The organism is Saprospiraceae bacterium, assembly GCA_016713025.1.
Taxonomy (GTDB): domain Bacteria; phylum Bacteroidota; class Bacteroidia; order Chitinophagales; family Saprospiraceae; genus OLB9.
Window position 1 is genome coordinate 3,483,709 of record JADJPZ010000004.1, and the last position, 24,732, is coordinate 3,508,440.

Annotated in this window: 23 protein-coding genes; 16 read left to right on the plus strand and 7 right to left on the minus strand. The window is 38.2% G+C overall.

Translation table 11 applies throughout. The features are described from left to right. Positions 1 to 264: 264 nt before the first annotated feature. Entirely contained in the window at positions 265 to 612 is a 348-nt protein-coding gene (locus IPK35_21135) for an MGMT family protein (protein ID MBK8055705.1), read from the minus strand. Between the two features lie 59 nt (positions 613 to 671). Here IPK35_21135 and IPK35_21140 point away from each other — a divergent pair, with 59 nt between their 5' ends. Together IPK35_21140 and IPK35_21145 are read left to right on the plus strand one after the other, a co-directional pair. After that, positions 672 to 1,256: a hypothetical protein gene (locus IPK35_21140; GenBank protein ID MBK8055706.1), complete on the plus strand. Its 585-nt coding sequence runs from the start codon at positions 672 to 674 to the stop codon at positions 1,254 to 1,256. Positions 1,257 to 1,259: 3 nt separating this feature from the next. Further along, positions 1,260 to 2,927, plus strand: coding sequence for an RluA family pseudouridine synthase (locus tag IPK35_21145; GenBank protein MBK8055707.1), 1,668 nt, complete (start codon positions 1,260 to 1,262; stop codon positions 2,925 to 2,927). 16 nt (positions 2,928 to 2,943) lie between these two features. On the opposite strand, the gene IPK35_21150 is transcribed toward IPK35_21145, so the two are convergent. Beyond that, positions 2,944 to 4,923 carry a hypothetical protein gene (locus IPK35_21150; protein ID MBK8055708.1) on the minus strand — a complete coding sequence of 660 codons (1,980 nt, stop codon included), beginning with the start codon at positions 4,921 to 4,923 and terminating at the stop codon, positions 2,944 to 2,946. Positions 4,924 to 5,301: 378 nt separating this feature from the next. Here IPK35_21150 and IPK35_21155 point away from each other — a divergent pair, with 378 nt between their 5' ends. The 6 genes from IPK35_21155 to IPK35_21180 all read left to right on the plus strand — a co-directional run bounded on the left by IPK35_21155 (position 5,302) and on the right by IPK35_21180 (position 12,108). Then, positions 5,302 to 5,973, plus strand: a complete 672-nt coding sequence (locus tag IPK35_21155; GenBank protein ID MBK8055709.1) for a DUF4294 domain-containing protein — start codon at positions 5,302 to 5,304, stop codon at positions 5,971 to 5,973. Further along, positions 5,939 to 7,012 (plus strand): diphosphomevalonate decarboxylase, encoded by a 1,074-nt coding sequence (locus tag IPK35_21160; protein MBK8055710.1) that lies wholly within the window; start codon positions 5,939 to 5,941, stop codon positions 7,010 to 7,012. The genes IPK35_21155 and IPK35_21160 overlap by 35 nt, the downstream gene beginning before the upstream one ends. A 123-nt stretch (positions 7,013 to 7,135) precedes the next feature. Further along, positions 7,136 to 8,899 carry an NAD(P)H-dependent oxidoreductase subunit E gene (locus IPK35_21165; protein ID MBK8055711.1) on the plus strand — a complete coding sequence of 588 codons (1,764 nt, stop codon included), beginning with the start codon at positions 7,136 to 7,138 and terminating at the stop codon, positions 8,897 to 8,899. A 6-nt stretch (positions 8,900 to 8,905) separates the two neighbouring features. Further along, the gene (locus tag IPK35_21170) at positions 8,906 to 10,180 is read left to right on the plus strand and encodes a (2Fe-2S)-binding protein (GenBank protein MBK8055712.1); all 1,275 of its coding nucleotides are present in this window, start codon (positions 8,906 to 8,908) and stop codon (positions 10,178 to 10,180) included. A gap of 13 nt (positions 10,181 to 10,193) precedes the next feature. Then, on the plus strand, positions 10,194 to 11,645 hold the full coding sequence (locus IPK35_21175) for a Ni/Fe hydrogenase subunit alpha (protein ID MBK8055713.1): 1,452 nt from the start codon (positions 10,194 to 10,196) through the stop codon (positions 11,643 to 11,645). Beyond that, positions 11,602 to 12,108: a hydrogenase maturation protease gene (locus tag IPK35_21180; GenBank protein MBK8055714.1), complete on the plus strand. Its 507-nt coding sequence runs from the start codon at positions 11,602 to 11,604 to the stop codon at positions 12,106 to 12,108. The genes IPK35_21175 and IPK35_21180 overlap by 44 nt, the downstream gene beginning before the upstream one ends. 15 nt (positions 12,109 to 12,123) lie before the next feature. On the opposite strand, the gene IPK35_21185 is transcribed toward IPK35_21180, so the two are convergent. The 3 genes from IPK35_21185 to IPK35_21195 all read right to left on the minus strand — a co-directional run bounded on the left by IPK35_21185 (position 12,124) and on the right by IPK35_21195 (position 14,535). Continuing rightward, the gene (locus IPK35_21185; protein ID MBK8055715.1) at positions 12,124 to 12,624 is read right to left on the minus strand and encodes a phosphotransferase; all 501 of its coding nucleotides are present in this window, start codon (positions 12,622 to 12,624) and stop codon (positions 12,124 to 12,126) included. Then, the gene (locus tag IPK35_21190; protein MBK8055716.1) at positions 12,554 to 13,186 is read right to left on the minus strand and encodes a phosphotransferase family protein; all 633 of its coding nucleotides are present in this window, start codon (positions 13,184 to 13,186) and stop codon (positions 12,554 to 12,556) included. The genes IPK35_21185 and IPK35_21190 overlap by 71 nt, the downstream gene beginning before the upstream one ends. A gap of 134 nt (positions 13,187 to 13,320) precedes the next feature. After that, entirely contained in the window at positions 13,321 to 14,535 is a 1,215-nt protein-coding gene (locus IPK35_21195; protein ID MBK8055717.1) for an acyl-CoA dehydrogenase family protein, read from the minus strand. A 177-nt stretch (positions 14,536 to 14,712) separates the two neighbouring features. On the opposite strand from IPK35_21195, the gene IPK35_21200 reads away from it, so the two are divergent. Beyond that, on the plus strand, positions 14,713 to 15,456 hold the full coding sequence (locus IPK35_21200; protein MBK8055718.1) for a DUF554 domain-containing protein: 744 nt from the start codon (positions 14,713 to 14,715) through the stop codon (positions 15,454 to 15,456). Here the strand turns inward: IPK35_21200 and IPK35_21205 are convergent. Continuing rightward, positions 15,443 to 16,537, minus strand: coding sequence for a T9SS type A sorting domain-containing protein (locus tag IPK35_21205; protein ID MBK8055719.1), 1,095 nt, complete (start codon positions 16,535 to 16,537; stop codon positions 15,443 to 15,445). The genes IPK35_21200 and IPK35_21205 overlap by 14 nt on opposite strands. Before the next feature lie 125 nt (positions 16,538 to 16,662). Next, positions 16,663 to 17,238, minus strand: coding sequence for a calcium-binding EGF-like domain-containing protein (locus IPK35_21210; GenBank protein ID MBK8055720.1), 576 nt, complete (start codon positions 17,236 to 17,238; stop codon positions 16,663 to 16,665). A 188-nt stretch (positions 17,239 to 17,426) separates the two neighbouring features. On the opposite strand from IPK35_21210, the gene thiL reads away from it, so the two are divergent. From thiL to IPK35_21245, 7 genes are all read left to right on the plus strand, one after another. After that, entirely contained in the window at positions 17,427 to 18,473 is a 1,047-nt protein-coding gene (gene thiL, locus IPK35_21215; protein MBK8055721.1) for a thiamine-phosphate kinase, read from the plus strand. A 370-nt stretch (positions 18,474 to 18,843) separates the two neighbouring features. After that, positions 18,844 to 19,470 carry a CatB-related O-acetyltransferase gene (locus IPK35_21220; GenBank protein MBK8055722.1) on the plus strand — a complete coding sequence of 209 codons (627 nt, stop codon included), beginning with the start codon at positions 18,844 to 18,846 and terminating at the stop codon, positions 19,468 to 19,470. Between the two features lie 159 nt (positions 19,471 to 19,629). After that, a complete protein-coding gene (locus IPK35_21225; GenBank protein ID MBK8055723.1) occupies positions 19,630 to 20,223 on the plus strand; it encodes a DJ-1/PfpI family protein in 594 nt (197 codons plus the stop codon). Between the two features lie 742 nt (positions 20,224 to 20,965). Next, on the plus strand, positions 20,966 to 22,657 hold the full coding sequence (locus IPK35_21230; GenBank protein ID MBK8055724.1) for a hypothetical protein: 1,692 nt from the start codon (positions 20,966 to 20,968) through the stop codon (positions 22,655 to 22,657). A gap of 77 nt (positions 22,658 to 22,734) precedes the next feature. Beyond that, positions 22,735 to 23,001 (plus strand): hypothetical protein, encoded by a 267-nt coding sequence (locus IPK35_21235; protein MBK8055725.1) that lies wholly within the window; start codon positions 22,735 to 22,737, stop codon positions 22,999 to 23,001. A 339-nt stretch (positions 23,002 to 23,340) separates the two neighbouring features. Then, positions 23,341 to 24,144 (plus strand): VWA domain-containing protein, encoded by an 804-nt coding sequence (locus IPK35_21240; protein MBK8055726.1) that lies wholly within the window; start codon positions 23,341 to 23,343, stop codon positions 24,142 to 24,144. Between the two features lie 6 nt (positions 24,145 to 24,150). Continuing rightward, positions 24,151 to 24,726 carry a protein phosphatase 2C domain-containing protein gene (locus IPK35_21245; GenBank protein ID MBK8055727.1) on the plus strand — a complete coding sequence of 192 codons (576 nt, stop codon included), beginning with the start codon at positions 24,151 to 24,153 and terminating at the stop codon, positions 24,724 to 24,726. Positions 24,727 to 24,732 lie beyond the last annotated feature (6 nt).

Here is a 24,732-nt window from a genome sequence, read left to right on the forward strand (position 1 = left end):
AGCCATTTCTCCTAAACCGGTTTAGTTTAATTTGAGTATCATGATCAGGATATGATCAATTTTATCAGATTCTGCCTGTTTCTACTTTGTCACCTTCAAAAATCAAAGTCAATTACACTTTCACCAAAATGTTATAGACCCGATAAATGTATTGGTTATTTGGGGTCACAACTGTTGGGTTAACCCAACAGTTTCCAATCAACCAGAAAGTCCGGGTAATTTAACAAAGTACAACTATTCACAATGCATTTTATAGAAGTGGTGCTAATACTCTTCCATTTCTCTTGGATGCCAAAAGTATTTATCCATGTTTATTATTTTATGGTTTACTACTTCTACGCCTTCACTATTCAATCGTTCCTCCATCAAGGTAGGTGTGTCAAAGTGCAGTCTCCCCGACAATTCGCCCAGTCGATTCACCACTCTATGAGCTGGAATGATATCGTCGGCAGAATGGCAATGATTCAATGCCCAACCCACCATTCTGGCTGAACCCAAAGCCAAAAAATCTGCAATGGCTCCATAAGTGCTGACACGTCCGTAAGGTATCATAGATGTGACATCATACACTTTCTGAAAATAGTGATCTGATACTATATCTTTGTAAGTCATATTTACCTTTTTAATGATGGAGACTAGTTACTTTTGCGCAAAATTAATATTTGCTGAGGATGAATGTGAAAATTAGCCATGTAAATAATCTCACAGATGCCAGGTATTTTGCAGCGGCAGGAGTTAGATTTCTCGGATTCTGCTGTAATCCCGGGGCATCACAATATTGCTCCGTATCCAGAATAAGTGAAATCTGTCAATGGATCGAGGGACCGGAGTTTGTTTTGGAGTTTGATGGCTGGCAGTCTGAGCAGGAAATTGATACCATCCTTTCGTCTGTGACTGTTCAGGCTGTACATTTTGGAGCATTTTCTACATATCAATCATCCTTCGGTATCCCGGTTTTTAAAGATTTTATTTTTGAAAATATTGATGATGCCGATTTTACACAGGTTGATTTTCCTGTAATAAGATCTGATAAGGAATTTTCAAGTTTTCTGGACGCAGAACTCGATATTATCAACCAAAGAATAGCAGACAAAGTATTTTATTTGGACATTCCGTTTGAAGTCAGAGATCTGGACCGAATGATTTCGACTTTTCCCACTGCCGGCCTGGTGCTGAGAGGTGGTGCAGAAGAAAAAACCGGCTTTAAATCTTTTGAACAGCTGGATTCTATTTTTGAAGCTTTAGAATTGGTATAAAAAGTGCATCATCAAAGCTTTTTTAATCGCTTCAAAAGAGATGTTCGTGACATTTCTATACCCAACAGATTTAATTATCCCTTTTCTTATCAGCCACATCCTTTGGCAGTAGCTGCTGCAGAAGAACTAATGGAGAAGCTGGATCAACTTAAAGATCACGATTTTGGCTTGAAAGGCAGTGACGAAGGACTTGGTAAAATGTTTGGTGTGCTGGTGGTCACAGATTTATCAGGCAACATCGGATATTTATCTGCATTTTCAGGTAAGCTTAATGGTGGAAATCATTATGAGGGTTTTGTCCCACCGGTATTTGATACACTGGATAAAAATGGTTTTTACAGAGTTGGAGAAGAAGCAATCAACAAAGTCAACCGGACAATTTCAGCATTGGAATCTGATGAAAAGTATATCCATTTAATAAGTACTTTGGATCAAATATCTCAGGAAGCTGACATTGAATTAAGGACTATGAAATCCGACTTCAATACATCAAAAAAAGAAAGGCATCTGCTACGGCAACATTTATCGGAGTCAAAGAGTGATAATGATAAAACGACTTTGGAAAATTTGGAGCATGAAAGCATAAGGCAGCATTATCTGATGAAGGATAGAAAAAAGTACTGGAGAAAATCTATTGCAGAACTGATTGAAAGGATTGGGCTATTTGAAGATAAAATATCCTTACTTAAAGACAAAAGAAAGGCTATGTCTGCAGCTTTACAACAAAAATTGTTTGAGGCTTATTCTTTCTGCAACATAGAAGGATGCAGTAAAAATCTCTTTCAAATTTTTGACATCACTGAAGATGCTACACCACCATCAGGTGCCGGCGAATGTGCAGCACCAAAACTGCTACAATATGCATTTTTACATGGATACAAACCTGTCACTATGGCTGAATTTTGGTGGGGAAAATCGCCATCATCAGAAATCAGAAAACACCAACACTTTTATCCTGCATGCAATAGCAAATGTAAACCCATTTTAGGCCATATGCTGCACGGCATGGAAATTGATCCGAATCCGATGCTATCAGAAAAGGATGTACATCCTGACTTTGATATACTGTACGAAGACCAACATCTTGTGGTAATCAATAAATCAGCAGATTTTTTATCTGTTCCCGGAAAGCAAGACCTAAAATCAGTATTTTCATTAATAAAAATAAAATACCCTGAAGCCACCGGTCCGCTCATGGTACATCGGTTGGACATGTCCACTTCCGGTATCCTGCTTATAGCAAAAAGCACAGAAGTATACCGTGACCTTCAACAACAGTTTATCACCCGTAAGATTTCAAAAAGGTATATCGCAATACTGGACGGCATCCTGAATGATGAAAGCGGTTCCGTCGACTTACCATTGAGAGTAGACCTGGATGACAGACCAAGACAACTGGTATGTTATGACTATGGAAAACCGGCAAGTACAAAGTGGAAAGTCATCAGCAGGGATCAAAATTCTACCAGAATCTACTTTTATCCCCTCACGGGAAGGACACATCAGCTACGTATTCATGCTGCTCACCAACAGGGATTAAATATACCCATAAAGGGAGATGACCTCTATGGCAAACGCGAAAAACGATTGTACCTTCATGCCGATCAGCTAACATTTGTGCACCCTGTGACAAAAAAAGTAATTACTGTCAACTGTCCGGCAGAGTTTTAGAATGTTTGCTCATTTATCAGAGATCTGTCGCATCCTTCGGCCGTTTTTCTATATTCCAGATAAATCCTTTCACCTTAATGGCTTCATGATCTGTTTTTTTCATGGGTAGAACTTTGGATTTAGGCTCGACATAGTTTTTTATATCTGTGATCTTATTGTCAGTGAGCAGGAATGTCATATTTGATGCTTCAGTGGTGTTCACACCGATATAAGCTTTGTCATCATCCGTCATATAGTACACAATTTGGGCATCTCCATTGACGTCCATTAGGTATATCTTACTTTCTTCAAATAATGCCAGAAGATATCGACCCCTGATCTGATTAAAAAATATCAGGTCAGCACTATTGATGATAGTGGCGCCAGCAGAGACAATAAGGCGATCCACTTTATTGTTTTTCAGTAGGATATGTATGGTGTCTCCGGCTATCTGGGAGCTGTCCGACCACACAAACGGCAGATGATGCAGCGTAAATAAAGAATCTCGCTTATTGTACACCAAAGAATCACAAACTGCCTGCATATCTGATTTAAATATCCTTACATCATTGTCCCCTTCAAAATAGTCCAAAGTATCCATGATGCCTGTAAATATCGTATCGGTCACTGATGCCGTCAACAACGTATCTATGCTTGTTGATGTAGTATCTAAGGCCACTTCATTTTTTTTATCTGTGATCTCATCTGTGTCGTCGTCCTTGTTTTGGGCTTTTGATTTGGATTTTTGGGCTTTGCGGGCAGCATCTTTATCAGGAAGGATGATGCGCTCTCTGATGACTCTGAACCCACGCAAAGTATCAGCTTTCATAAAGAGTGAGTCATTGTCTATCTGCGAAATAAATAGTGGCCTTCCCTTGTCATTGGTGGCCTTCATAAAATTTTGATCACCCTGATAGAGCACATGATCAGCTATGATGGTTGTTTTCGCAGAGGTATCCCTCCATATTACATTGCCATCAGCTTTTCCATATTTTATTGTCTTGTCATAGTCCATTGTATCTGCCTCTATGATGGAAGGTGGATCACTGACAAAAGACCTGCCCTGAACATTAAATTTCTCCGTTTTTTTATCATAATACACTATTTCACCCTTGACTTGATTTTTTTCACCGGTGTAAATCGCATTTTTGACAAGCCGAAATATTTCATTTTTTTTATCATAAAATATTGTTTTAGCATATGCAGTATCTTTTTCAGATATATATTCACTCTGAATCGTATCGCTGGATAAGGTCACATGGTCAAGGGCGTTGTTGTAAGTTATGGTATCTGATTTTGCCTGAGTTTTTCCTTCCAGATATTGGGCATTTCCGACAAATTGGCCGTTTTTATCATCAAGGTCAAACCAGCCTGTTTGACTGAAAATATTGCTTGAATCACTGACTATCTGCGTCGGAGCAAGAAATGTGGCTACCTGATCGTCCGTATTATACCTTATGGAGTCAGTGGTAAGTTCAAAATCTTCACCATTGACCTTTACATTGTTGTAAAACCATGCAGTTTTATCTTTTAGATTGTACTTTCCGCTTTTGCTGATTAGCGTAGAGGAGCCATCTACAAGCCGTGCATTTTTACTGTAAGTGGCTATCTTTTCATCCACCTTATAGATGAGTTGAGTGGTGTATAGTTTTTTGGTTGATCCGTTTTCCAGTATGATATTTCCAAAAAGATATGTGACCAGTAAATCTCCGTCATATCTCAATGAATCACAAAATATCTTGATAGTGTCATTTTGCATCATGACCACGTTGTACTTCATGACCAATTGAGTGCCGCGCAATATTGCCGAATCACAATACATAAATGTACCGGAATGATAGAGTTTTACATCGCCATTGAGATATTGGATAGGCGGATCTGTAGTAGCATCTATGATCTGACTATTTTCACTGTGTATGGTGATACTCTTTCCTTTTTGTCCTGATATATGACTTGCTATTGTGGTAAGTAACCCAATAATGAAAAGCAGATTTTTGATTTTATTGATTTTGATCATCGTCTTTGATAGATCGCAAATTTTATTTGAGGGCAAAGATATGATTTTGAAAGCTATACCATGTCCCAAATGCTGTTTTTAGCAAATTTATAACGATTGTTGTTTTAGGGCAAGCCCAAATAAGTGGTACAATTCACGTTATTGAGTTACATCATTTCAAAGTGAATGAAGCTATTTATAGTGAACATAAAATATACTGCAAAAAACTTCAATCATAATGTATTGTAAATTAAATAATTATGATTATAAATTTTGCAATCAATTTTCTGTTTGGTATAAGGTTTTGGTCATTTTGCGTCAAAAATCATAATGTTAAAGATTTTTAAATAAATAACTATTTCTGTCCACTTTTCGTTTTCATAATATAATCATTAAAAAATGAACCGATCATCGCTGGTTTTATATTTATGTCTGGTCTCTTTCTCATTATGGAGTCAGACTGTACCCGTTCAGGGAGGGACAGAAACTAAAATTACCCTTGAAGGCAAAGTATATCCTGCCCTGGTCACAGAAGACGGAGACACTTTGATCCTGGTGGATTTGGATAATGTGAGCATCACAGCCTTAAGAACATTTGCCAATGACGAAGAATACCGAAAATATCAGCGATTCAGAAATTATGCCGCTAAAGTATATCCTTATGCAAAAGAAGCTATCAGGATATTCAGAGAACTGGAATATGCTTCACAACACATGTCCAAAAAGGAACAAAAGAAAAGAATCTCCGAACTGGAAGTAGAATTAACCAAAGAATTTGAAGAACCTCTGAAAAACCTGACCAAGCTTCAAGGAAAAATTATGATCAAAATGATAGAAAAAGAGACCGGAAAGCCTATCTACCATCTCATCAAAGATCTGAAAGGTGGTTTTAAAGCTTTCTACTGGAATATGTTTTCAAAATTATACAGTTACGACCTCAAAGAAGGATATAATAAAGGTCAATATCCCATCCTGGATGCCGTACTTCAGGATTTTGACGTATCTTACCGCATCGAAAATGAAACCAGTCTGAAATATGTCAAACTCAACAGAAAAACCGATAAAAAGTAACATTCGTATAGGATGGGAAAGCCCGTCAAATATTGCACTCATCAAATATTGGGGGAAATATGGAAAGCAACTACCAAGAAACCCTTCAGTTAGTTTTACACTTCATACAGCAGCTACGCGAACATTTGTCACATGGTCTCCCGATAAAAACTTGGAGCAACCTGAAGTCACACTCCTATTTGAAGGAAGTCAAAAAGAATCATTCAGGCTGCGCATGGCCAATTTTATAGAAAGTGTCACAGATAAATATTTTCCATCGTTAAGACAAGGGCATATCCAGATAGAAACAAGCAATTCTTTTCCGCATAGCAGTGGTATTGCATCATCAGCATCTGCCATGTCTGCTATTGCTTTATGTCTCTGTGACTTGGAAAATACCATTTCAGGCAACCCAACATTTGATGATGTATTTTATCGGAAAGCATCTTATATAGCCAGGCTGGGTAGTGGAAGCGCCTGCAGGTCTGTATATCCACTTATGGCTGTTTGGGGTCAGGATTCATCTGTCAATGAGTCTTCAGAAGAATGGGCAGTAGGTATAGGAGCTGAAATACATCCTGTATTTCATACTTTTCATGACGACATACTCATCATCAGCCCAAATGAAAAAAGTGTATCATCTACAGCAGGACATCAATTGATGGAAAATAATCCTTATGCACCTGCGAGATACACTCAGGCAGCTCAAAGACTTTCACAATTGCTGACGGCACTCAGAGATGGAGATATCGAAACTTTTGGCAAGATCACTGAAGACGAGGCATTGACATTACATGCTTTGATGATGTGCTCCGACCCATCTTATATACTGATGGAAGAAGGTTCTCTATCCGTCATCAATAAAATCAGAAAATTCAGAAAAGACACCGGAATTCCGATTTGGTTTACTCTAGATGCAGGTCCCAATGTGCACGTTTTGTATCCTGCAGAATCAGAATCCTCCGTGATGCCATTTATCATCAATGAATTGAAACCACATTGCCATGAAGGTCGAATCATCAGAGACAGGGTGGGCATGGGACCTGTGAAACTGTGTTGAAGATTATTCAGGCTAAGATTATTAAATGTGACAAATATCATCACCTGACATAAGATAAGTCATATAATTTAATATTTTACTTTCGTTAATTTTACACTTTAGAAAGTGTAAAATCAGGGACTTATGACTGAAATAAGTGTTGCACCCTTCAAAGAGCCTGCTCAAACTCAGATGATGAACCGGCTTTGGGAATATCAATTGGAAAATGGCTACATATCTGACGAAAATATTTCAAAACTTGCAAAAACGTATCGCCTGTCGGAAATTGAGGTAGAAGGGGTCGTATCCTTTTATCATTTTTTCCATAGAAAGCCCACAGGCAAATACACCATCTATGTCAATGACAGTATTGTGGCTGAACACAGTGGATACAAAAGGATCATCGAAACATTTGAAAGAGAGACCGGGGCTGCTATCGGGTCTGTGGACAGGACGGGAACATTCGGTATATTCAAAACTCCATGTATCGGACTCAGTGATCATGAACCATCGGCACTGATCAATTTTTATCCATTCACCCATCTCAATACCATGAAGGTGAAGGATATCATTGCCAGACTAAAAAACGGGGTAGATGTGAAAAGCATATGTGATCATCCTGATGACCATATCAGATATACACCGGCTGAAGATAAATCACTGTTTTTCAGAAAGTTTGAACCAGGATCTGCCCTTAAAAAATGTGAAAAAATAAGTCATGCAGGAATCTTGGATGTTCTGAAGACTTCTGAACTTGCAGGTCGTGGTGGTGCATACTTTCCTACATGGAGAAAATGGCAGGCAGCACAATCACAACCAGCGATGCCAAAATATGTAGTCTGCAATGCAGATGAAGGCGAACCTGGTACTTTTAAAGACAGAGTTTTGATGAATGCCTGTCCTGAAACCCTGATAGAAGGGATGATCATCTGCGGATATACTATTGGAGCCAATCATGGTATCATCTATCTGCGCGGAGAGTACAGATGGCTTCTGCATAAACTGGAAGATGCTATAAAAAAATATGAAGAATATGGTCTTCTCGGTAAAAACTGTGCCCATATTAAGGGGTTTAACTTTGACATCAGGGTTCAGATGGGAGCGGGCTCTTATGTGTGTGGTGAAGAAACGGCATTATTGGAGTCAATGGAAGGTAAACGTGGCGAACCAAGGACTAAATGGTTCTTCCCGGTCGAAAAAGGGTACTTGCAGAAACCTACCGTTGTCAACAATGTGGAGACCTTCTGTGCCGTAACCCACATCATAGATATAGGTATAGATGAGTATATGAAACTTGGTATTCCTGGCTCTCCGGGTACCAAACTTGTCAGTGTGTCCGGTGACTGCAGATTGCCGGGTATCTACGAGATAGAATGGGGTATGACAGTGGCAGAACTTCTGGAACTTTGTCAGGCAGAGGACCCACACTATATACAGGTGAGCGGCCCATCCGGTGAATGTATTTCCATCAAGGAAAAATACAGAAGGATATCGATGCTGGACCTGATGGCCAGAAAAGATATCAGATGTGGTGGCTCATTTATGATATTCAACAGTCAGAGAGACCTTGTCAAGATACTGATCAATTACTCTGAGTTTTTCAAGCAGGAATCCTGTGGCATTTGTACGCCCTGCAGGGCCGGAAATTTTATTATTCAGCGTAAGCTGGAGAGACTGGATCATGGCCTTGCTATCAATGAAGACCTCAAAGAGTTGAAAACCTGGGGAGAGATCATGCGTAAAACCAGCAGGTGCGGACTAGGTAAAACAGCACCCAACAGCCTCATCAACAGTATAGATAAATTTAAGGATTATTTCAAAGGTAAATTAGACAAAGAGTATAATGGTCATAGCCTGAAATTTGACATGGAAGCAGCCACCCGCGAATATGAAAATTATAAAAAATAAGAAAAAATGGCAAAATTAGTCAATGTACAGATAGATGGTAAAAATATACAGGCGGAGGAAGGTAAAAACCTCATGATTGTAGCCCGCGAAAACGGCATATTTATTCCATCTTTATGTTATTATGAACACATAGAACCACCGCTCGGAAGTTGCAGGGTCTGTACCTGTAATATCAACGGCAAATATGGTCCCGCCTGTACTGAAAAAGTGTCAGAAGGTCTTGTAGTGGAAGTCAATAAGGAAGAACTCAATGATACCCGGAAGGCACTCGTGGAAATGATGTTTGCAGAAGGAAACCACATCTGTCCTGCGTGTGAAAAAAGTGGGCATTGTGATCTCCAGCACATGGGATATGAACTGGGCATTTCTTCCACAAGGTTTCCTCACTTATTCAAAGATCGGGTCATAGATTACAATCCCAGCCGTATCGTAATGGAGCATAACAGGTGTATCAAGTGCCTGAGATGTGTCGTTGAGGTCCTGACTGATGATGGAAAGCGCGTCTTCAATTATGTCAATCGGGGCAACGAAACATATGTGGGTGTGGATTATGAACAGGAGGCTAAGCTAAGTGATGAACAAATACATCATGCTATGAAGATTTGCCCGACAGGTTCTATTATCGTTAGAGGCGAAAGTTTTTCAGAGCCTTTCGGCGAAAGAAAATACGACATGGAGTCTGTTCAGAAAGATCGCAAACCAGAAAAAAAATCTGATGATGTAAGACCACTGGCCAATGAGAAAAAAATTGTAGCCACTGTCTCTCTTGCGGGTTGTTTTGGTTGTCATATGTCATTATTGGATATTGATACTGACTTGCTTGATGTGATAGAATTGGTGTCTTTTGATAAATCACCACTGACTGATATCAAAAAATTTACCAACCGCTGTCATATCGGTCTGGTGGAAGGAGGATGTTGCAATTCTGAAAATATCGAAACACTTCGCCACTTTCGCGAACACTGTGATATCCTTGTAGCGATGGGCGAATGTGCCGTTTGGGGTGGATTGCCTGCGATGCGTAACTCTATACCACTCAGTGAGTGTCTGGAAGAAGCATATCTCAACTGTGTCACCAATGAAACCAATACCAATATAGTACCATATCACGAAGACCTTCCAAAAATTCTCGATAAAGTCTATGGTTGCAATGAGATAGTTAAGATTGATTACTTTATACCCGGCTGTCCTCCTGATGCAAGCCATATATGGAAGGTAGTTAAAAATCTCTTGTGGGGTGAAGATTTCTCCATCCTCTATTCTGAATTTAAATATGATTAAAATCTGAAAAAACATGTCAAGAAAAATCATCATAGATCCGGTCACCCGAGTTGAGGGTCACGGACGCGTCACCATCCATCTGGATGAATATGGACAAGTAAAAGAATCCTTTTTTCACATTGTCGAATTCAGGGGATTTGAAAGATTTATACAAGGTCATCCATATTGGGAAGCTCCGGCACTTGTACAGCGCCTGTGCGGTATCTGTCCGGTGAGCCATCATCTTGCAGCAGCCAAAGCTATAGATCAGATAGTAGGTATTGATCCCGGGGATTTATCTCCTACGGCTACCAAAATAAGAAGACTGATGCACTTTGGTCAGGTATTTCAATCCCACGCGTTACACTTTTTTTATCTGGCTTCTCCTGATCTTGTTTTTGGCATGGATGCTCCTGTCGAAAAGAGGAATGTGGTGGCAGTAGCAGGTGCAGATCGTGATTTGGTGGTACGAGGTATTACTATGCGCAAATTCGGACAGGAAATCATCAAAGCTATTGCAGGTAAAAAGATACATGGCATACTTGCAGTTCCAGGTGGAATTCACAATGCAATGAGTTTGCAGGACAGGGATTATTTTCTGGATGGAAAAGAGATCGAAAACATAGATACCATGATAGCCTGGTCTAAAGAAATGGTCGATTTCATCCATGACTATCACGTTAAAAATAAAAAATTGCTGGATGATTTTGCAGCATTTCCATCCGGACATCTGGGTATGGTCAATGATGAAGGCGCTATGGAACTGTACCACGGACCACTGAGAGCAATAGACCATGAAGGCAATATCACCCTGAATGATGTGCCGACAGATGATTATGAAAAATACTTTTCAGAAGCCGTAGCGCAATGGTCTTATATGAAGTTCCCATACCTTAAAAGGATCGGCAGGGAAAAAGGATGGAACCGTGTAGGCCCGATTGCCAGGATGAATGTGTGCAATTTTATACCTACTCCATTGGCAGAGCAAGCCAGAAAGGAGTACTTTGCTTTTGCCGGTCAAAAGGTTGTCAACAGTACAATGTACTCACACTGGGCCAGACTGATAGAAGTATTGCACTGCGCTGAAGAGATGAAAGTACTGCTTCATGATCCTGATTTGCTCAAAAGTGACCTTGAAAGGAAAGGTAAACCCAGACTCAAAGGTATAGGCATCATAGAAGCGCCACGTGGTACCCTTACACACCATTATGAAGTGGACGAAAAGGGTATGATTACCAAATGTAACCTTATCGTGTCCACCACACATAATAATGATGCCATGAATAATGCTGTCAAGTGGGTAGCTGACCATACTATAAGTCGTAAAGGTACGATCACTGACGGTATGCTCAACCAGGTGGAAGTTGCCATCCGGGCTTATGATCCTTGTCTGAGTTGTGCTACTCAGGCTATGGGTAAGATGGCCTTAAAAGCAGAATTGTATGATCACAACGGACAACTCATCAATGAAAAATATAAAGGCTAAAGATCAACGGTTTCTAATCATAGGAGTAGGCAATATATCGCGAGGTGATGATGCTTTGGGATGGAATTTTGTGTCAGCTTTGGAATCAGTCTATGATTTTGATTTTGAATACAGATACCAGCTTCAGGTAGAAGACAGTGAGATGATCAGTCATTATGATAAAGTAGTGATCATAGATGCATCGCATGAAGATTTGCCCGATGGTTTTGAAATAAAATTATGTCGTCCGGCACCGCATTATTACTTTTCATCTCATGCACAAAAAGCCGACACTATCCTACACCTGACCAATGAAGTGTATGGTGCATTTCCTGAGGTATACACTTTGGCTATCTCAGGATACCAATGGGACCTGGATGAAAAAACAAGTACGCTCGCATCAGAAAATTTTGAAAGGGCACTGGATTATTTTAGAAATGAGTTTATTCCGGCTAAGTTGACAACAAAACCAGTTTGCACTTAGAATCCTTTTATGAAATCAAAACAATTGATCTATCTTTTTGCGATGGATGGCCTGCATGCCCATGACGCCGCAGGCTTCCACGACCATTTTTAAAGCAGCAAATTTTGGATTGGTGGTTTGTCCCGTCACATATCTTTTGTATATCTGCTGGGCGATCACCGCTAGTTTCAGCATGCCGTATGCATAATAAAAGACGCCATTGCCGGGATCTTTACCTGATTCGCTGGCATACTTATGTAAAAATTCTTCTCTCGATGGATTGCCCGGGATAGTTGTCGGACTTAATTTTATACTTTGCAGCCAATCAGGATCGTCGCTGTTCACCCAGTAACCCAGTGAACTGCCCAAATCCATCAGCGGATCGCCGACTGTGCTCATTTCCCAGTCCAGGATGGCTTTGATCCGGAAAGTCTTTTCATCCAGAATGATATTGTCGTATTTGTAATCATTGTGAATGATGGAATGCCCCTGAAGGCAAAGGTATATGTGCTGAAAGCCACGATATAAGCTGTTCAACAGGTTTAACTTCGTCCGTTTTGGCATTCTGATATCTTGATGACCACCCATAAATTTGTCTTTCCGGATAAGTTTTGGAGCCATCACTTTTATCTGCAAATGCAAACTTTTTAGGATCTGAAGCGTGCAGGTGAACAAATTGTGTGCAGAACATGTCAAATATTTCCTTTATTTTTACAGGTTCCGGAAATTTGTCAGAATGAATATCAGCCCTTAGTACCAAACCATCTACATATTGCATGATATAAAAATCACTTCCCAATACCTCATGGTTATCACAAAAGTACAAAGGTTGAGGTACTTTGATATCTTCCGGATACAGGGCTGAAAGAACATGAAATTCTCTGGACATATCATGCCCGGACTTTATATTGGCACCTTTTGGTGGTTTGCGCAATACTAATTGCAATCCCTCTGACCTGATCAGATATGTCAGATTGGAATATCCGCCTGAAAACTGAAATATCTCCGGATTATTTAGTCGGATACCTGCAACTTTTGAAATATATTCCGACAACTTCTCCACATCCAACTCTTCTCCTTTTCTGATATTAGTGATCATGATGCGTTGAGATGATTTGATGAATGAAATGAATTTATATTAAATGTTTTGATGATAAACCAATTGAACTCATTGAACTCATTGAACCATTGAACTCATTGAACTCATTGACCTGATTGACCTGAATGAACTTATTATTTTTTAACGAACTTTTTTAAAATCTCCTTAGCAACCCTTGACTTGTGTACTTCATCGGGGCCATCGTATATGCGCGCTCCTCTTTCGTGCCTGTACCACCATGAAAGTAACGTGTCATCTGTGATACCCAGTGCTCCGTGAACCTGAATAGCTCTGTCCAAAACATGCTGGAGTACATTTGCGACATAAAATTTAATAACAGATATTTCAACCTTTGCATTTTCCTGCCCGAAATGGTCAATTTTTTCAGCGGCATCAAGTACCAACAGTTTTGCTGCATTGATTTCAGCACGGGATTCTGCGATCCAGTTTTGTACGGTTTGTTTTTCTGCCAGCAATTTTCCGGGGGATGTCTGACGTTTGATGGCATATCGGCACATCAGGTCAAAAGCTCTCTCGCAGATACCTATCCATCGCATACAGTGATGTATTCTTCCGGGACCCAGCCTGGTCTGAGCTATGAGATATCCGGCTCCTTCAGCACCAAGGAGATTTGACACATGTGTTTTGCAATCCTCATATTTGATCTGCCCATGAGTGAAATACCCCGAACCCGCTTCACCCATGATGGGTATGTTTCTGACCAGTTGAAATCCCTCTGTTTTGGTGTCGACGATGAGCTGGCTGGTACGCAGATATGGATTGGTATTTTCCGGATCTGTGACCACCATCACTATTGCAAAACTGGCAGAGTCTGCAGCCGTCGTAAACCATTTATGTCCATTGATATGGTAGAATTCACCGGATTTGACAGCCGTGGTACTCAGTAAGAGCGGATTTGATCCGGCATTTTCCGGCTCAGTCATCGAAAAACAACTGGTGATTTTTCCTTCAACCAAGGGTTTAAGATACTTTTCTTTTTGCGCTTCAGTGCCAAAGTCCATCAGGATTTCCATATTGCCGGCATCGGGAGCCTGACAATTGAACACATAATGGCCTATCGGACTTTTACCCAAAATCTCACTGACCTGACCATGCTGTTTGTTGGACAAACCCAGGCCACCGTATTGCTGTGGTATGTGAGGGCACCAAAGGCCCAGTGACTTCACTTCTTCCCGAAATTTATTTAATAGCGGTACTGCATCTTGCCATTCCATGCTGATGATGCTCATTTCAACAGGAAATAATCTTTCTTCAACAAATTTTCTGGTGGCTGCCAGTATTTCATTGAATCTGCTTTCAGCTACGCCTATATTTACCCCTTGTGACATAATATTTGAGATTTTAAATCAAATGTATGATAAAATCGAGTTTTTGCGAAAGAAATAGATTTTGTTTTAACCATAAAACATAAAAAAATTCAAATCCAAACTCGATGTGAAAAAAACATGTATTATTGCTTTGAAAATGAAGTATTCCAAAATGTCAATGATAAACCCATTATCCGCATGATCATACCTAAAGCAACATTTGTAAATATGCTCACCGTCACGATCGGTAGTTTACTTGGCATTTTATTAAAAAATATTTTCACTGCAGATATTCAGGATATTGTATTTCAGGCTGTGGGTCTGGGTACTTTGCTGATAGGTATCAAAATGGCTTTAAGGCTTCCTGAAGGTTATCTTTTAGTATTTTTTTTCAGCTTGATCATAGGGGCCATTTTTGGACAGATAGTGCATGTTGACCTGATTTTTAATTCCATTTCTGAAAGTTTAAAATCAGCTATTGGCAATAGCGACGCAGGATTTACTGAAGGATTGATTTCCGCTTTTTTGTTATTTTGTGTAGGGTCCATGACTATAGTGGGTGCATTGGAAGAAGGTCTGCAGCAAAAAAGAGAATTGTTATATTTAAAATCCCTTTTGGATGGGTTTTCGTCGATTGCACTGGCATCCACCTATGGCATAGGGGTTTGGTTTTCAATCATCCCGATGCTGATATTTCAGGGAGGAATCACCATATTGTCATCCAGGGTCAAAAATATATTCAGCCAACCAGTCATGGACTGTCTGAGCGCGACAGGTGGAATGCTCATCATTGGCATAGCCATTCATCTCCTGAAATTGGGTAAAGTCAATCTTGAAAACCTGTTGCCGGCTTTGGTGATAGTTACACTTTTATCTTATTTTTACTCAAAGTACAAACTAAAATCCATGGCAGATAATGTCATCCATGTTAATGATGATTGATCAACACTTTCAATGATTTGATACCAATATTGGTTTTTATTTGTAATATGTGTAAACCTTTCTGAAGTTTTGCATCCACTGTTAGTGAATTTTCATTGATATCATGAAATTCTGTGATCAACTTACCATTTATATTATAAACAGAGACTTTTAAAATGACATGACTACTGACTATGGAGATATCATCAACCGCAGGATTTGGTGATATGCTTACAGTATAATTTTGAGATGGGTTGTCCCTTGTATTTGATACCGTTGATTGGTTAAAAAAATCCCAGAATAAATTTGTAGCACTGACAGGATAATTAACACCATTTGGGTAAATGTGATTCATATTTTTGACCAGAGTAAACTGAAATTTTGGTGGAAAACTTCCGGAATTTGGTTTTGAGTATATATAAGTGTTACTAATTTGACTGGAAGTTTTTGTATAATCCTGACTCAAACCAAAACACGTAGTCATCCTTTTTATGTACCCATTGAGATAAAGAAGGATGGAGTCATTAAATGGCAATTCAGATACACCGATTGGTGTGGTAAATCTTTCATCATTTGAACCTATGATATTCCAGAATGGAATACTTCTTACAGCTTTATTGGAGTCTGCCTGTGTCAGTATAGAGCCTACTCCTGCACAGCCGGAAAAAATATCTGATGCATCAACTGCAAGTTTATGCGAAAACGAACAGCCGTTAGAAAATCCTGCTGCAAAGATTTTAATTGGATTAATTTCAAATTTTGATTTTATGGTATCAACTATCCTTCTCACAAATTTCACATCATCCTTAAATTCCTGATTTAAATTAGGGCACTGATCAGTCAATAGGTCTCCCGTAAACCATCGTGTTAAAATAGCAGGATTGTTGTTTGGAAAGTTAAGAATACAATATTTTAGAGAAGTAGGGAAAACCGATATAAATTTCTCTTGTTGACCTTTTTCTTTCCATCCTGAAATATTATAAAATTCTTCTCCTGTTCCACTGGTACCATGAAACATAAAAACAACCGGGTACCCTCCTGAAGGTGTTGCGCCTGATGGTTTCACAACTATATATTCACGAAGTTTAGTATCGACCGACATTGTAAAGTTATGTTTGGTTTGCGCATGCAAATTACATGAGTTTAGTATAGTGAAAAACACTAAAACAGACTTTAAATTACACGAGAGCATATCAACAGAATATTTTAATTTAACATAAATGTAATTTATTCATAACTGACCTTCAGTTCAGATGCGACTTTGCAGGTAGCACAGTCCAGGGTGATCGTGGCTGGTTTTCCTTTGACCACATCCTGCAACTTGAAAGCAATACCGCCCATGTTTTCTGACGATGTATCATCTTTTTCCAATAAAAATAATCCCAGAGACTTATCATAAGTCTTCATGGATAGTTTGGGAAGTATTAGTGTAAAATCATGGGTCTGACCAGTAGGGGCATTGAGTTTGATTGCGTCAGAAGTCCAAAGTACCTGATCTGCAGTATTATCCGACTTTAGGGTGTACAAGGCTGGGAAAATATCAGGATTGGTATTATCATTGTCCCATTTGGATCCATCTGCTTTGTTAGCGGGAAATTTTGTCACTTTGATGGCTGTGACATTAACAGCTTTGGGAAGGGATTCCGTTTCGCAAAGTGGTCCTTCCCATCCGGGGGGACATTGGCATGAGCCATCAGAACACGTTCCGCCATTTTTACAGGCTATCCCTTCGCAAGGGTCGGATTTGCTGCAGGAAATCAATAACAGCATAAAAGAGAACAAAAATAAAGGTAAGTTTTTCATTATATGATTTTTTGATTGATACAAATATCAGTATTTATCCTGTATTTTAATCAATTTGGCAAGATTATTTTCTTAATGAACAAAAAGATAAGGAATATAAAATCAAAATTTGTTGTTAGCCCCATATCTGAACTAAAGATCAAATCTTGAATTCGAGCATGAAATTACTTACTTTTGCATCAAAAAAGATGAGTCATAACACCTACACTACTTTTACAGACCTAAATACACTGGGAGAATTTGGACTGATCGACACACTCACTAAAGATCATCCGTCAGTAAAAAGTACTACTTTAAAATCTGTGGGCGATGATGCTGCTATCATAAAAAACGAAGGTGAGGTCACTGTAGTGTCTACTGACATGCTGGTAGAAGGCATCCATTTTGACCTGATGTACACCCCTTTAAAACACCTTGGGTATAAATCCGTCGTCGTCAATCTCTCAGATATCTTTGCCATGAATGCTGAGCCATCTCAGATTACAGTATCCATAGCAGTGTCCAGCAAATATAGCCTTGAAGCCATACAGGAGCTGTATGACGGTATTTACACAGCATGTAAAATGTACAAGGTAGACCTGGTAGGTGGCGACACCACATCTTCTCCCAAAGGCATGGTCATCAGTATCACAGCTATCGGACAGGCAGCAAACGAAGATATCGTGTACAGAAACGGTGCAAAAAAAGGTGACATCATCTGTGTGACGGGTGATCTCGGTGCATCCTATCTCGGACTGCAGATTCTGGAAAGAGAAAAACAAGTGTACCTCGCTCATCCCGGAGTACAACCGGAACTCGAAAAAAACCAATACCTCATAGAGAGACAACTCAAACCCGAAGCTCAGGCAGGTGCGATTGCATATTTCCAAAAAAACAAAGTGCGTCCTACAGCGATGATAGATATTTCTGACGGCTTGGCAAGTGAAATTTTACATATTTGCAAGCAGTCTGGAACCGGAGCATTTATTGAGGAAGGTAAAGTGCCCATTCATCCCGACACAGAAAGGACAGCGATTGAGTTTAAGCTCGATCCCATCACATGTGCACTGCATGGTGGTGAAGATTATGAATTGCTCTTTACTATCGACGAAAAAGACCTTGAGAAAATTAGATTTATGCCGGAAGTATTTATCATAGGTGAGATCACCGATGCTGCTGATGGCGTAAAGCTTCATACCACAGGAGGCAATGTTCACGATATCACTGCTCAGGGCTGGAATCATTTCAGGGAGTAAAGTATTTTTTCTGAACCTTTGAGTCTGATGTCTAACTAGCATTTTTTATGAAATGCTGAAATAATTGGTGACAAAAAAACCAGGTGAAAAAATATTTGATATGATTGCTGTAATGGCTTAAATGAAATAAATGTACATTAACTGACATCGGACATTGTAAAACCATCATTAAAAAAGGGATAAATGATGCATAAAAATTGACAAAACCTGACATAACCGATAAAAGGTTAAATCTATACAATCAATAATCTGATGAATATTCAGCCAAAATCATATACAATCCTATTGGAATATATCTTTGGTTCATAAATTTGAGCCTGAAAAGAATATATAATTCCATCTTTCTGCAAAATCAAACACACACCACCATATGACGGGACCAAATAAAGACAGTAAATTTCCATTGGAAAATTACAGCAGGCTTTGTTTTTTAAAGAATGTTGTAAAGAATCCTAACATCATAGTGGGAGATTATACCTACTATGATGACTTTGAAAATGTTGAAAATTTTGAAAAGAATGTAAAATATCATTTTGACTTCGTGGGCGACAAATTGATCATTGGTAAGTTTTGTATGATAGCTTCTGATGTGAAATTTATCATGAATGGAGCTAATCATTTGACAAATGCGTTGACTTCATATCCATTTGCGATTTTTGGTAATGGTTGGGAGCATGCTATGGAAAATAAATCTTACCCCCACAAAGGTGACATAAATATTGGCAATGACGTATGGATAGGGTACAATGCTACCATAATGGCAGGAGTGACAATAGGGGATGGAGCCATTATTGCAACCAACTCTACAGTGGTGAAAGATGTTGAGCCTTATTCGATTGTAGGAGGCGATCCGGCAAATGAAATTAAAAAGCGATTTTCAGAAAAGACAATTAATGAATTATTAGAGATAAAATGGTGGAATTGGGACATTGAAAAAATCACTAAAAATGTTCAAAACCTGACCGGTAATGACATTGAAAACCTTTTAAAACAATAAAAAACAGCAGGGTTTTAGAAGAATACACACCATATTGGATTGCTGATTTTCAGGATATCAAAAGCGAAATCGAAAAGGCTTTGGGTGAAAATATATTCGATATGATTGCTTTAACAGCTTAAATTTTTTGTCTAATCAACAACTTCAAAAACACAGAAAATGAACATAGCAGTAGTATTATTTGACGACTTTGAAACACTGGATGTATTCGGACCTGTTGAAGTCTTTGGCAGGCTTACTGACAAATACAGTATTAAATTTTATTCACAGCATGGTGGAGAAATAAAAAACGGACACGGAGTATCCATCATCACTGAAAGACTGGATGAAATAAATGGTGACCTGGAAATATTTATTATTCCGGGTGGCTATGGGACAAGAAAGGAAGTCTACAACAGTACACTCATCGACAAAATAAAAGAATTATCGATCTGCAGCAAATTTGTCATGACTGTATGTACCGGAAGTGCTCTGCTTGCGCGAACCGGACTTCTGGACGGCAAAAAAGCCACTTCAAATAAACGAGCATTTGCCTGGGCAAAAACAAACAGTGAAAAGGCAATCTGGGACAATAAAGCACGGTGGACGATAGACGAAAAATTTTATACTTCATCAGGTGTAAGTGCAGGAATAGACATGTCTTTGGGATTTTTAAGTGACAGATTCGGAATTGAATTTGCAAGGCAAGTAGCGGATGAAATAGAATATATCTGGACAGAAGATAAGGACAATGACACTTTTACAGCACAATGATGAGGCGGCTTTATCTACAGGTAGTATTTTTAGAAACAAATTTGAACGTGTGTATAACATATTGCACTTTTTTGAAAAAAATTAACATGCTACATTTGCCTATACTTACCCCCAACCCTAAAGGCCCCTAAAGGGGAGACCAGCACTAATATTGAAAGCATTGGCGTGGGTCGTCTCAAGCGTAGCTTGACAGGCTCTTTAGGGAATGAGGGTAGCGAGGGAATTTAAGTATTTGTGCAGTTTGTTATACACACAATTTGAACTGGAGAAAGCTTATGAAAATTACATGGGTCTAAACGGACAAAAACCGATACGCGTAACTATATACAAAGACGGGAAATATATCTGGGAAAAGTAGATGGATCTATGGGGGATCATCCAATAGCAAGATTGAAAACTACATGTATAGCCTTACCAAAAAATTTATATAAAAAACCTACCTGCTTTCAGCAATTATCCTTACTTTTGGCAAGAGTAAGGTGACGGATAGTAAATACAGTGATGATAAAGCTAATCAAAAACGGAGATAGAGTAGGCAAAGCCGTGTACAAACGTATAAAAAACGTTAAATAACGGATATAGAATTTACAAATAATTAACAAACTTTCGTATATTTATATATATAATATGAGCAGAAAATCAAGGAGTTATGAGTGGCTATGGTCAAAAGGAGTTTCGCATATTAAATAGTTGTAAGCCATTTTAAAAAGAAACTCACAGACAGAGATAAAACAATCAGAAAATGACGACAGTTTACAATAAAAATCAAAAGACAATAATCCTTAAAGAAGAAATCAATAAAGGTGGAGAGGGCACTGTTTATCTTGTTGACGAAGGAACTGTAGCAAAAATATATCACCCAAAATCTTTGACTGTTGAAAAGGAAGCAAAAATCAAGGCGTTACTTTCAAAAAAAATTAGGTTTGACGGGATATGTGCTCCTTTGGAAAGTCTTTATGACAATAAAGCTAAATTTATTGGCTATCTCATGCCAAAGGCGGATGCAGAAAAAGGATTTGAGTTACAAACATGTATTTTTAATCCTGCTCTTCTGAAAAATAAATTGCCTAATTGGACAAGATTAAATCTAGCAAATCTTTCAATTACAATTTTGGAAAAAATTAAATATTTACATCAAAACGGTATTATAATCGGTGACATAAATCCATTTAACATTCTAATAAAAGATGATAAAACAGTTTTTTTTGTAGATGTTGATAGTTATCAAGTAGATAATTTTCCTTGTCCTGTTGGAACTGTTCACTTTACTGCCCCAGAAATCCAAAATATTGAATCATTTAATAAATTAATCAGAACAGAAGAACACGAATATTTTGCTGTTGCCACATTGCTTTTCATGATTTTTTTAACAGGAAAAACCCCATACTCATTTCAAGGTGGTGGGAATATGAAAGAGAATATCACTAGCATGAATTTCTCATATCCATTAGGAGATGAGGACAATTATATGGCTCCGCAAGGAATGTGGGAGTTCATTTGGAGTGAATTGTCCTATGAAGTAAGAAAGGCATTTTATACAGTCTTTAAAGAAAATCTTAGATTATCCAATGAAGATTGGTTAAATATTTTGAATATATATTTAGAAGACCTTCAGCAAGGCGTATATCCCACAGCAATTTTCCCAAACTCAACAGAGAAAATCGTTCAAGGCAGAACGATTAACATGAATAGAAGAGACATAAAAGAAACTGATTCTAATGTAAGAAATGGTAAAACAATTCTTAGACCTAACGCTAAAGGAAATAACATCGGAATTTTAGAATTAAGTACTAAAGCTGTAAAATTCCTTACAGGTGAACAAGATAAAGTAAAAGCTCAAGGATTTAATTTTGAATTCTTTTTTAGACAAGCCAAAAAAACTGAAACAGGTAAGGGGCTTGATGAAAACAATTTAATGGACATGAATTACTTTGACGAAAATGTTCTTCCCTCGATAAAGCAAATGTTAAGACACGCTAGAGACCGAAAAGTAGATACCTTATATTCAGTTGCCACCGCAGCATATCGAACAGCATTAAATCGGGATGAGATTATTTCCAAAATAAGAGAGGAATGTGGTATAAACGTTAAAATATTATCAAAAAAAGAGGAAGCACTAGCAACACTTACGGCATTTGCTTTCAGTAAACCAAGTCACGTTAATTTAAATTCTAATGATAAAGTAATAATGATAGACCAAGGAGGCGGTTCTACGGAGATAACGCTTTTTCAAGGGACAGATTTAATTGATTCATATAGTTTAAATCTTGGCACAACTGTTCTAAAAACAGTTTTATTCAGAGAGGCTAATAAGGAGACCTTACTTACAAAAGCACTAAAAGACAGTGAGAAATTTGTTAAAGATAGATTAAGAACATATTACTCTTCAAAAAATCTAGCCTTCTTAATAAATCAAGAACAAATTTTTGTATAAGTGTTGGCACTGCAATTACTAATGCTACCAATAAAAAAGGAAATGCTAAACAGCATGGAACTAGACTAACACTAGAAATGATTAAACGAAAGATTGAAGAAACCGATGCATTTCTAAAAAGTAAGTACACATACGTTGCTGATTTGATTGAAGACCTAGATGTATCAGGAGCAGAAAGAAATTCATTTCATGATACCTTAGACAACAGTGTTGTTATGAGACTTGGATTACCCATGTTCGTAGAGATTATGGAAGGTTTTAATCTTGATGAAATTATTGTAAGTGGAACAGGTCTTTGGTATGGTGTCTATTTTGAAAATTTGTATAATCTAAACAACCAATAAAAACAAATAAAAATGAGTATTCTATCTGAACGTACAGCCAATCAAAACTATGGTAAAATAAAAAATATCCATAGTGATGACAAACATTCCTCAATTGAGAAAACGCCAAAATTATGGCCAATTTTGGAAACAATTTTTATTGAAATGACTAGTAATGATGTAGCATTTGGAACTCCAATCATTGAAAGAATGAAATTTCTATATGATGGCAAAAACATTCCAAAAGACATCGTTGATAGTACTCACAAGACAAGGATGTTATGCAATGCCATAAGACACAAAGGTCATGAAGCTAATGATATTGATTTTAAAGAATCAGTGGAAGCTCTTGCCAAATGCATGAGTTACTTTTCAGGTGTTCCAATTCCACCAGAGGTTGAATGCATATACAATCCAAATGTGGTTCCAACTCAAACTATTGTTCAAGCCCCACCACCCCCAAAAACAAACACTCCACCACTTTTAACAATAAGACAAAAGGACCTTGTAGATAACCCTTCGGCTCGTTTACCTGTTGCATTACTATTAGACACAAGTGGTTCAATGCTAACCGATAATAGAATTGGTGAGCTAAACAAGGGTATCGACCTTTTCTTTAACTCAATATTGGAGGATGAAGTAACAAGATACTCAGTTGAATTGTCAATTATCACATTTGGAAGGGTGGTTACTAAGGTTTTAGATTTTGCCAATGTAGAAAGGCAGGTTCCTGATTTTCAAAAAAATATGCCAATTGTGGTAAATAGCTCTATGGATGGCACTCCAATGGGTGAAGCCGTAGAAATGGCAATAAAAATTTTAAATGAACGTAAATCAGAGTATAAGACAGCAGGTGTAGAATATTATCAGCCTTGGCTTGTATTAATGACAGATGGTCAGCCAACTGATAGCATCTCAAACGCAACAATTTTAACATCAAGCATGGTTGAAGCAGGTAAATTAAGTCTGTTTCCAATTGCGATTGGTGCAGGAGCAAACTTGGTCGAATTAAATAAGTTTTCGCCCAAAAGACCTCCCCTTAGATTACGTGGTTTAAATTTCAGAGAATTCTTTGAATGGTTAAAAGAAAGTGCAAAAAGCACATCACAATCAACTCCAGGACAGGCAACATCATCTCCTCCGATTGGTTGGGCAACTTTGTAATTGAGTATGAGTAAAGAGTGGAAAGTAGCGGGTACTTATGTAGCGGGAGTTTCTCATGAACGTCAAAAAAAGGGATGTCATGACAGGTACGCTTATAAATACAACAATGGTGCAATAAGCATTAGTTTGGCAGACGGGGCAGGCTCTGCACTTAAACCTGAAGTTGGTGCAGACATTGCAACTAAGCAAGTAAATAAAACAGTCACAAAACATTTCGACTACATTTTTGAATCCGACATATTTTCAGCAAGCCATAAGTTAACTCATGCTATAAGAACTGCATTTGGCATTTATGCTAAACGTTACAATTGCAAAATTAAAGACCTTGCAACGACATTACTTTTTGCATGTGTCAAAGACGACAAATTTATTGCAGGTCATATTGGAGATGGCATTTTAGCGTGTCTAAAAAATGATGAATTGGTAGTATTATCACCTCCTGACAACGGTGAGTTTGTAAACGAAACATATTTTATAACTTCAAATTCTTATAAAAGTAGGTTTCGCTTATTTAAGGGTAGTTTGAATGAAATTGAAGGATTTGTATTAATGACTGATGGAACATGTGAAAGTCTTTTTTGATAAAAG

Coding starts and splice junctions, on each gene's coding strand:
- IPK35_21160 (MBK8055710.1), top strand. CDS start 5,939: ATGTCAAACTCAACAGAAAAACCGATAAAAAGTAACATTCGTATAGGA.
- IPK35_21230 (MBK8055724.1), top strand. CDS start 20,966: ATGACGACAGTTTACAATAAAAATCAAAAGACAATAATCCTTAAAGAA.
- IPK35_21220 (MBK8055722.1), top strand. CDS start 18,844: ATGACGGGACCAAATAAAGACAGTAAATTTCCATTGGAAAATTACAGC.
- IPK35_21190 (MBK8055716.1), bottom strand. CDS start 13,186: ATGATCACTAATATCAGAAAAGGAGAAGAGTTGGATGTGGAGAAGTTG.
- IPK35_21155 (MBK8055709.1), top strand. CDS start 5,302: ATGAACCGATCATCGCTGGTTTTATATTTATGTCTGGTCTCTTTCTCA.
- IPK35_21180 (MBK8055714.1), top strand. CDS start 11,602: ATGATCACAACGGACAACTCATCAATGAAAAATATAAAGGCTAAAGAT.
- IPK35_21235 (MBK8055725.1), top strand. CDS start 22,735: ATGATTAAACGAAAGATTGAAGAAACCGATGCATTTCTAAAAAGTAAG.
- IPK35_21210 (MBK8055720.1), bottom strand. CDS start 17,238: ATGAAAAACTTACCTTTATTTTTGTTCTCTTTTATGCTGTTATTGATT.
- IPK35_21170 (MBK8055712.1), top strand. CDS start 8,906: ATGGCAAAATTAGTCAATGTACAGATAGATGGTAAAAATATACAGGCG.
- IPK35_21140 (MBK8055706.1), top strand. CDS start 672: ATGAATGTGAAAATTAGCCATGTAAATAATCTCACAGATGCCAGGTAT.
- IPK35_21225 (MBK8055723.1), top strand. CDS start 19,630: ATGAACATAGCAGTAGTATTATTTGACGACTTTGAAACACTGGATGTA.
- IPK35_21245 (MBK8055727.1), top strand. CDS start 24,151: ATGAGTAAAGAGTGGAAAGTAGCGGGTACTTATGTAGCGGGAGTTTCT.
- IPK35_21165 (MBK8055711.1), top strand. CDS start 7,136: ATGACTGAAATAAGTGTTGCACCCTTCAAAGAGCCTGCTCAAACTCAG.
- IPK35_21175 (MBK8055713.1), top strand. CDS start 10,194: ATGTCAAGAAAAATCATCATAGATCCGGTCACCCGAGTTGAGGGTCAC.
- IPK35_21205 (MBK8055719.1), bottom strand. CDS start 16,537: ATGTCGGTCGATACTAAACTTCGTGAATATATAGTTGTGAAACCATCA.
- IPK35_21150 (MBK8055708.1), bottom strand. CDS start 4,923: ATGATCAAAATCAATAAAATCAAAAATCTGCTTTTCATTATTGGGTTA.
- IPK35_21200 (MBK8055718.1), top strand. CDS start 14,713: ATGATCATACCTAAAGCAACATTTGTAAATATGCTCACCGTCACGATC.
- IPK35_21240 (MBK8055726.1), top strand. CDS start 23,341: ATGAGTTACTTTTCAGGTGTTCCAATTCCACCAGAGGTTGAATGCATA.
- IPK35_21195 (MBK8055717.1), bottom strand. CDS start 14,535: ATGTCACAAGGGGTAAATATAGGCGTAGCTGAAAGCAGATTCAATGAA.
- thiL (MBK8055721.1), top strand. CDS start 17,427: ATGAGTCATAACACCTACACTACTTTTACAGACCTAAATACACTGGGA.
- IPK35_21135 (MBK8055705.1), bottom strand. CDS start 612: ATGACTTACAAAGATATAGTATCAGATCACTATTTTCAGAAAGTGTAT.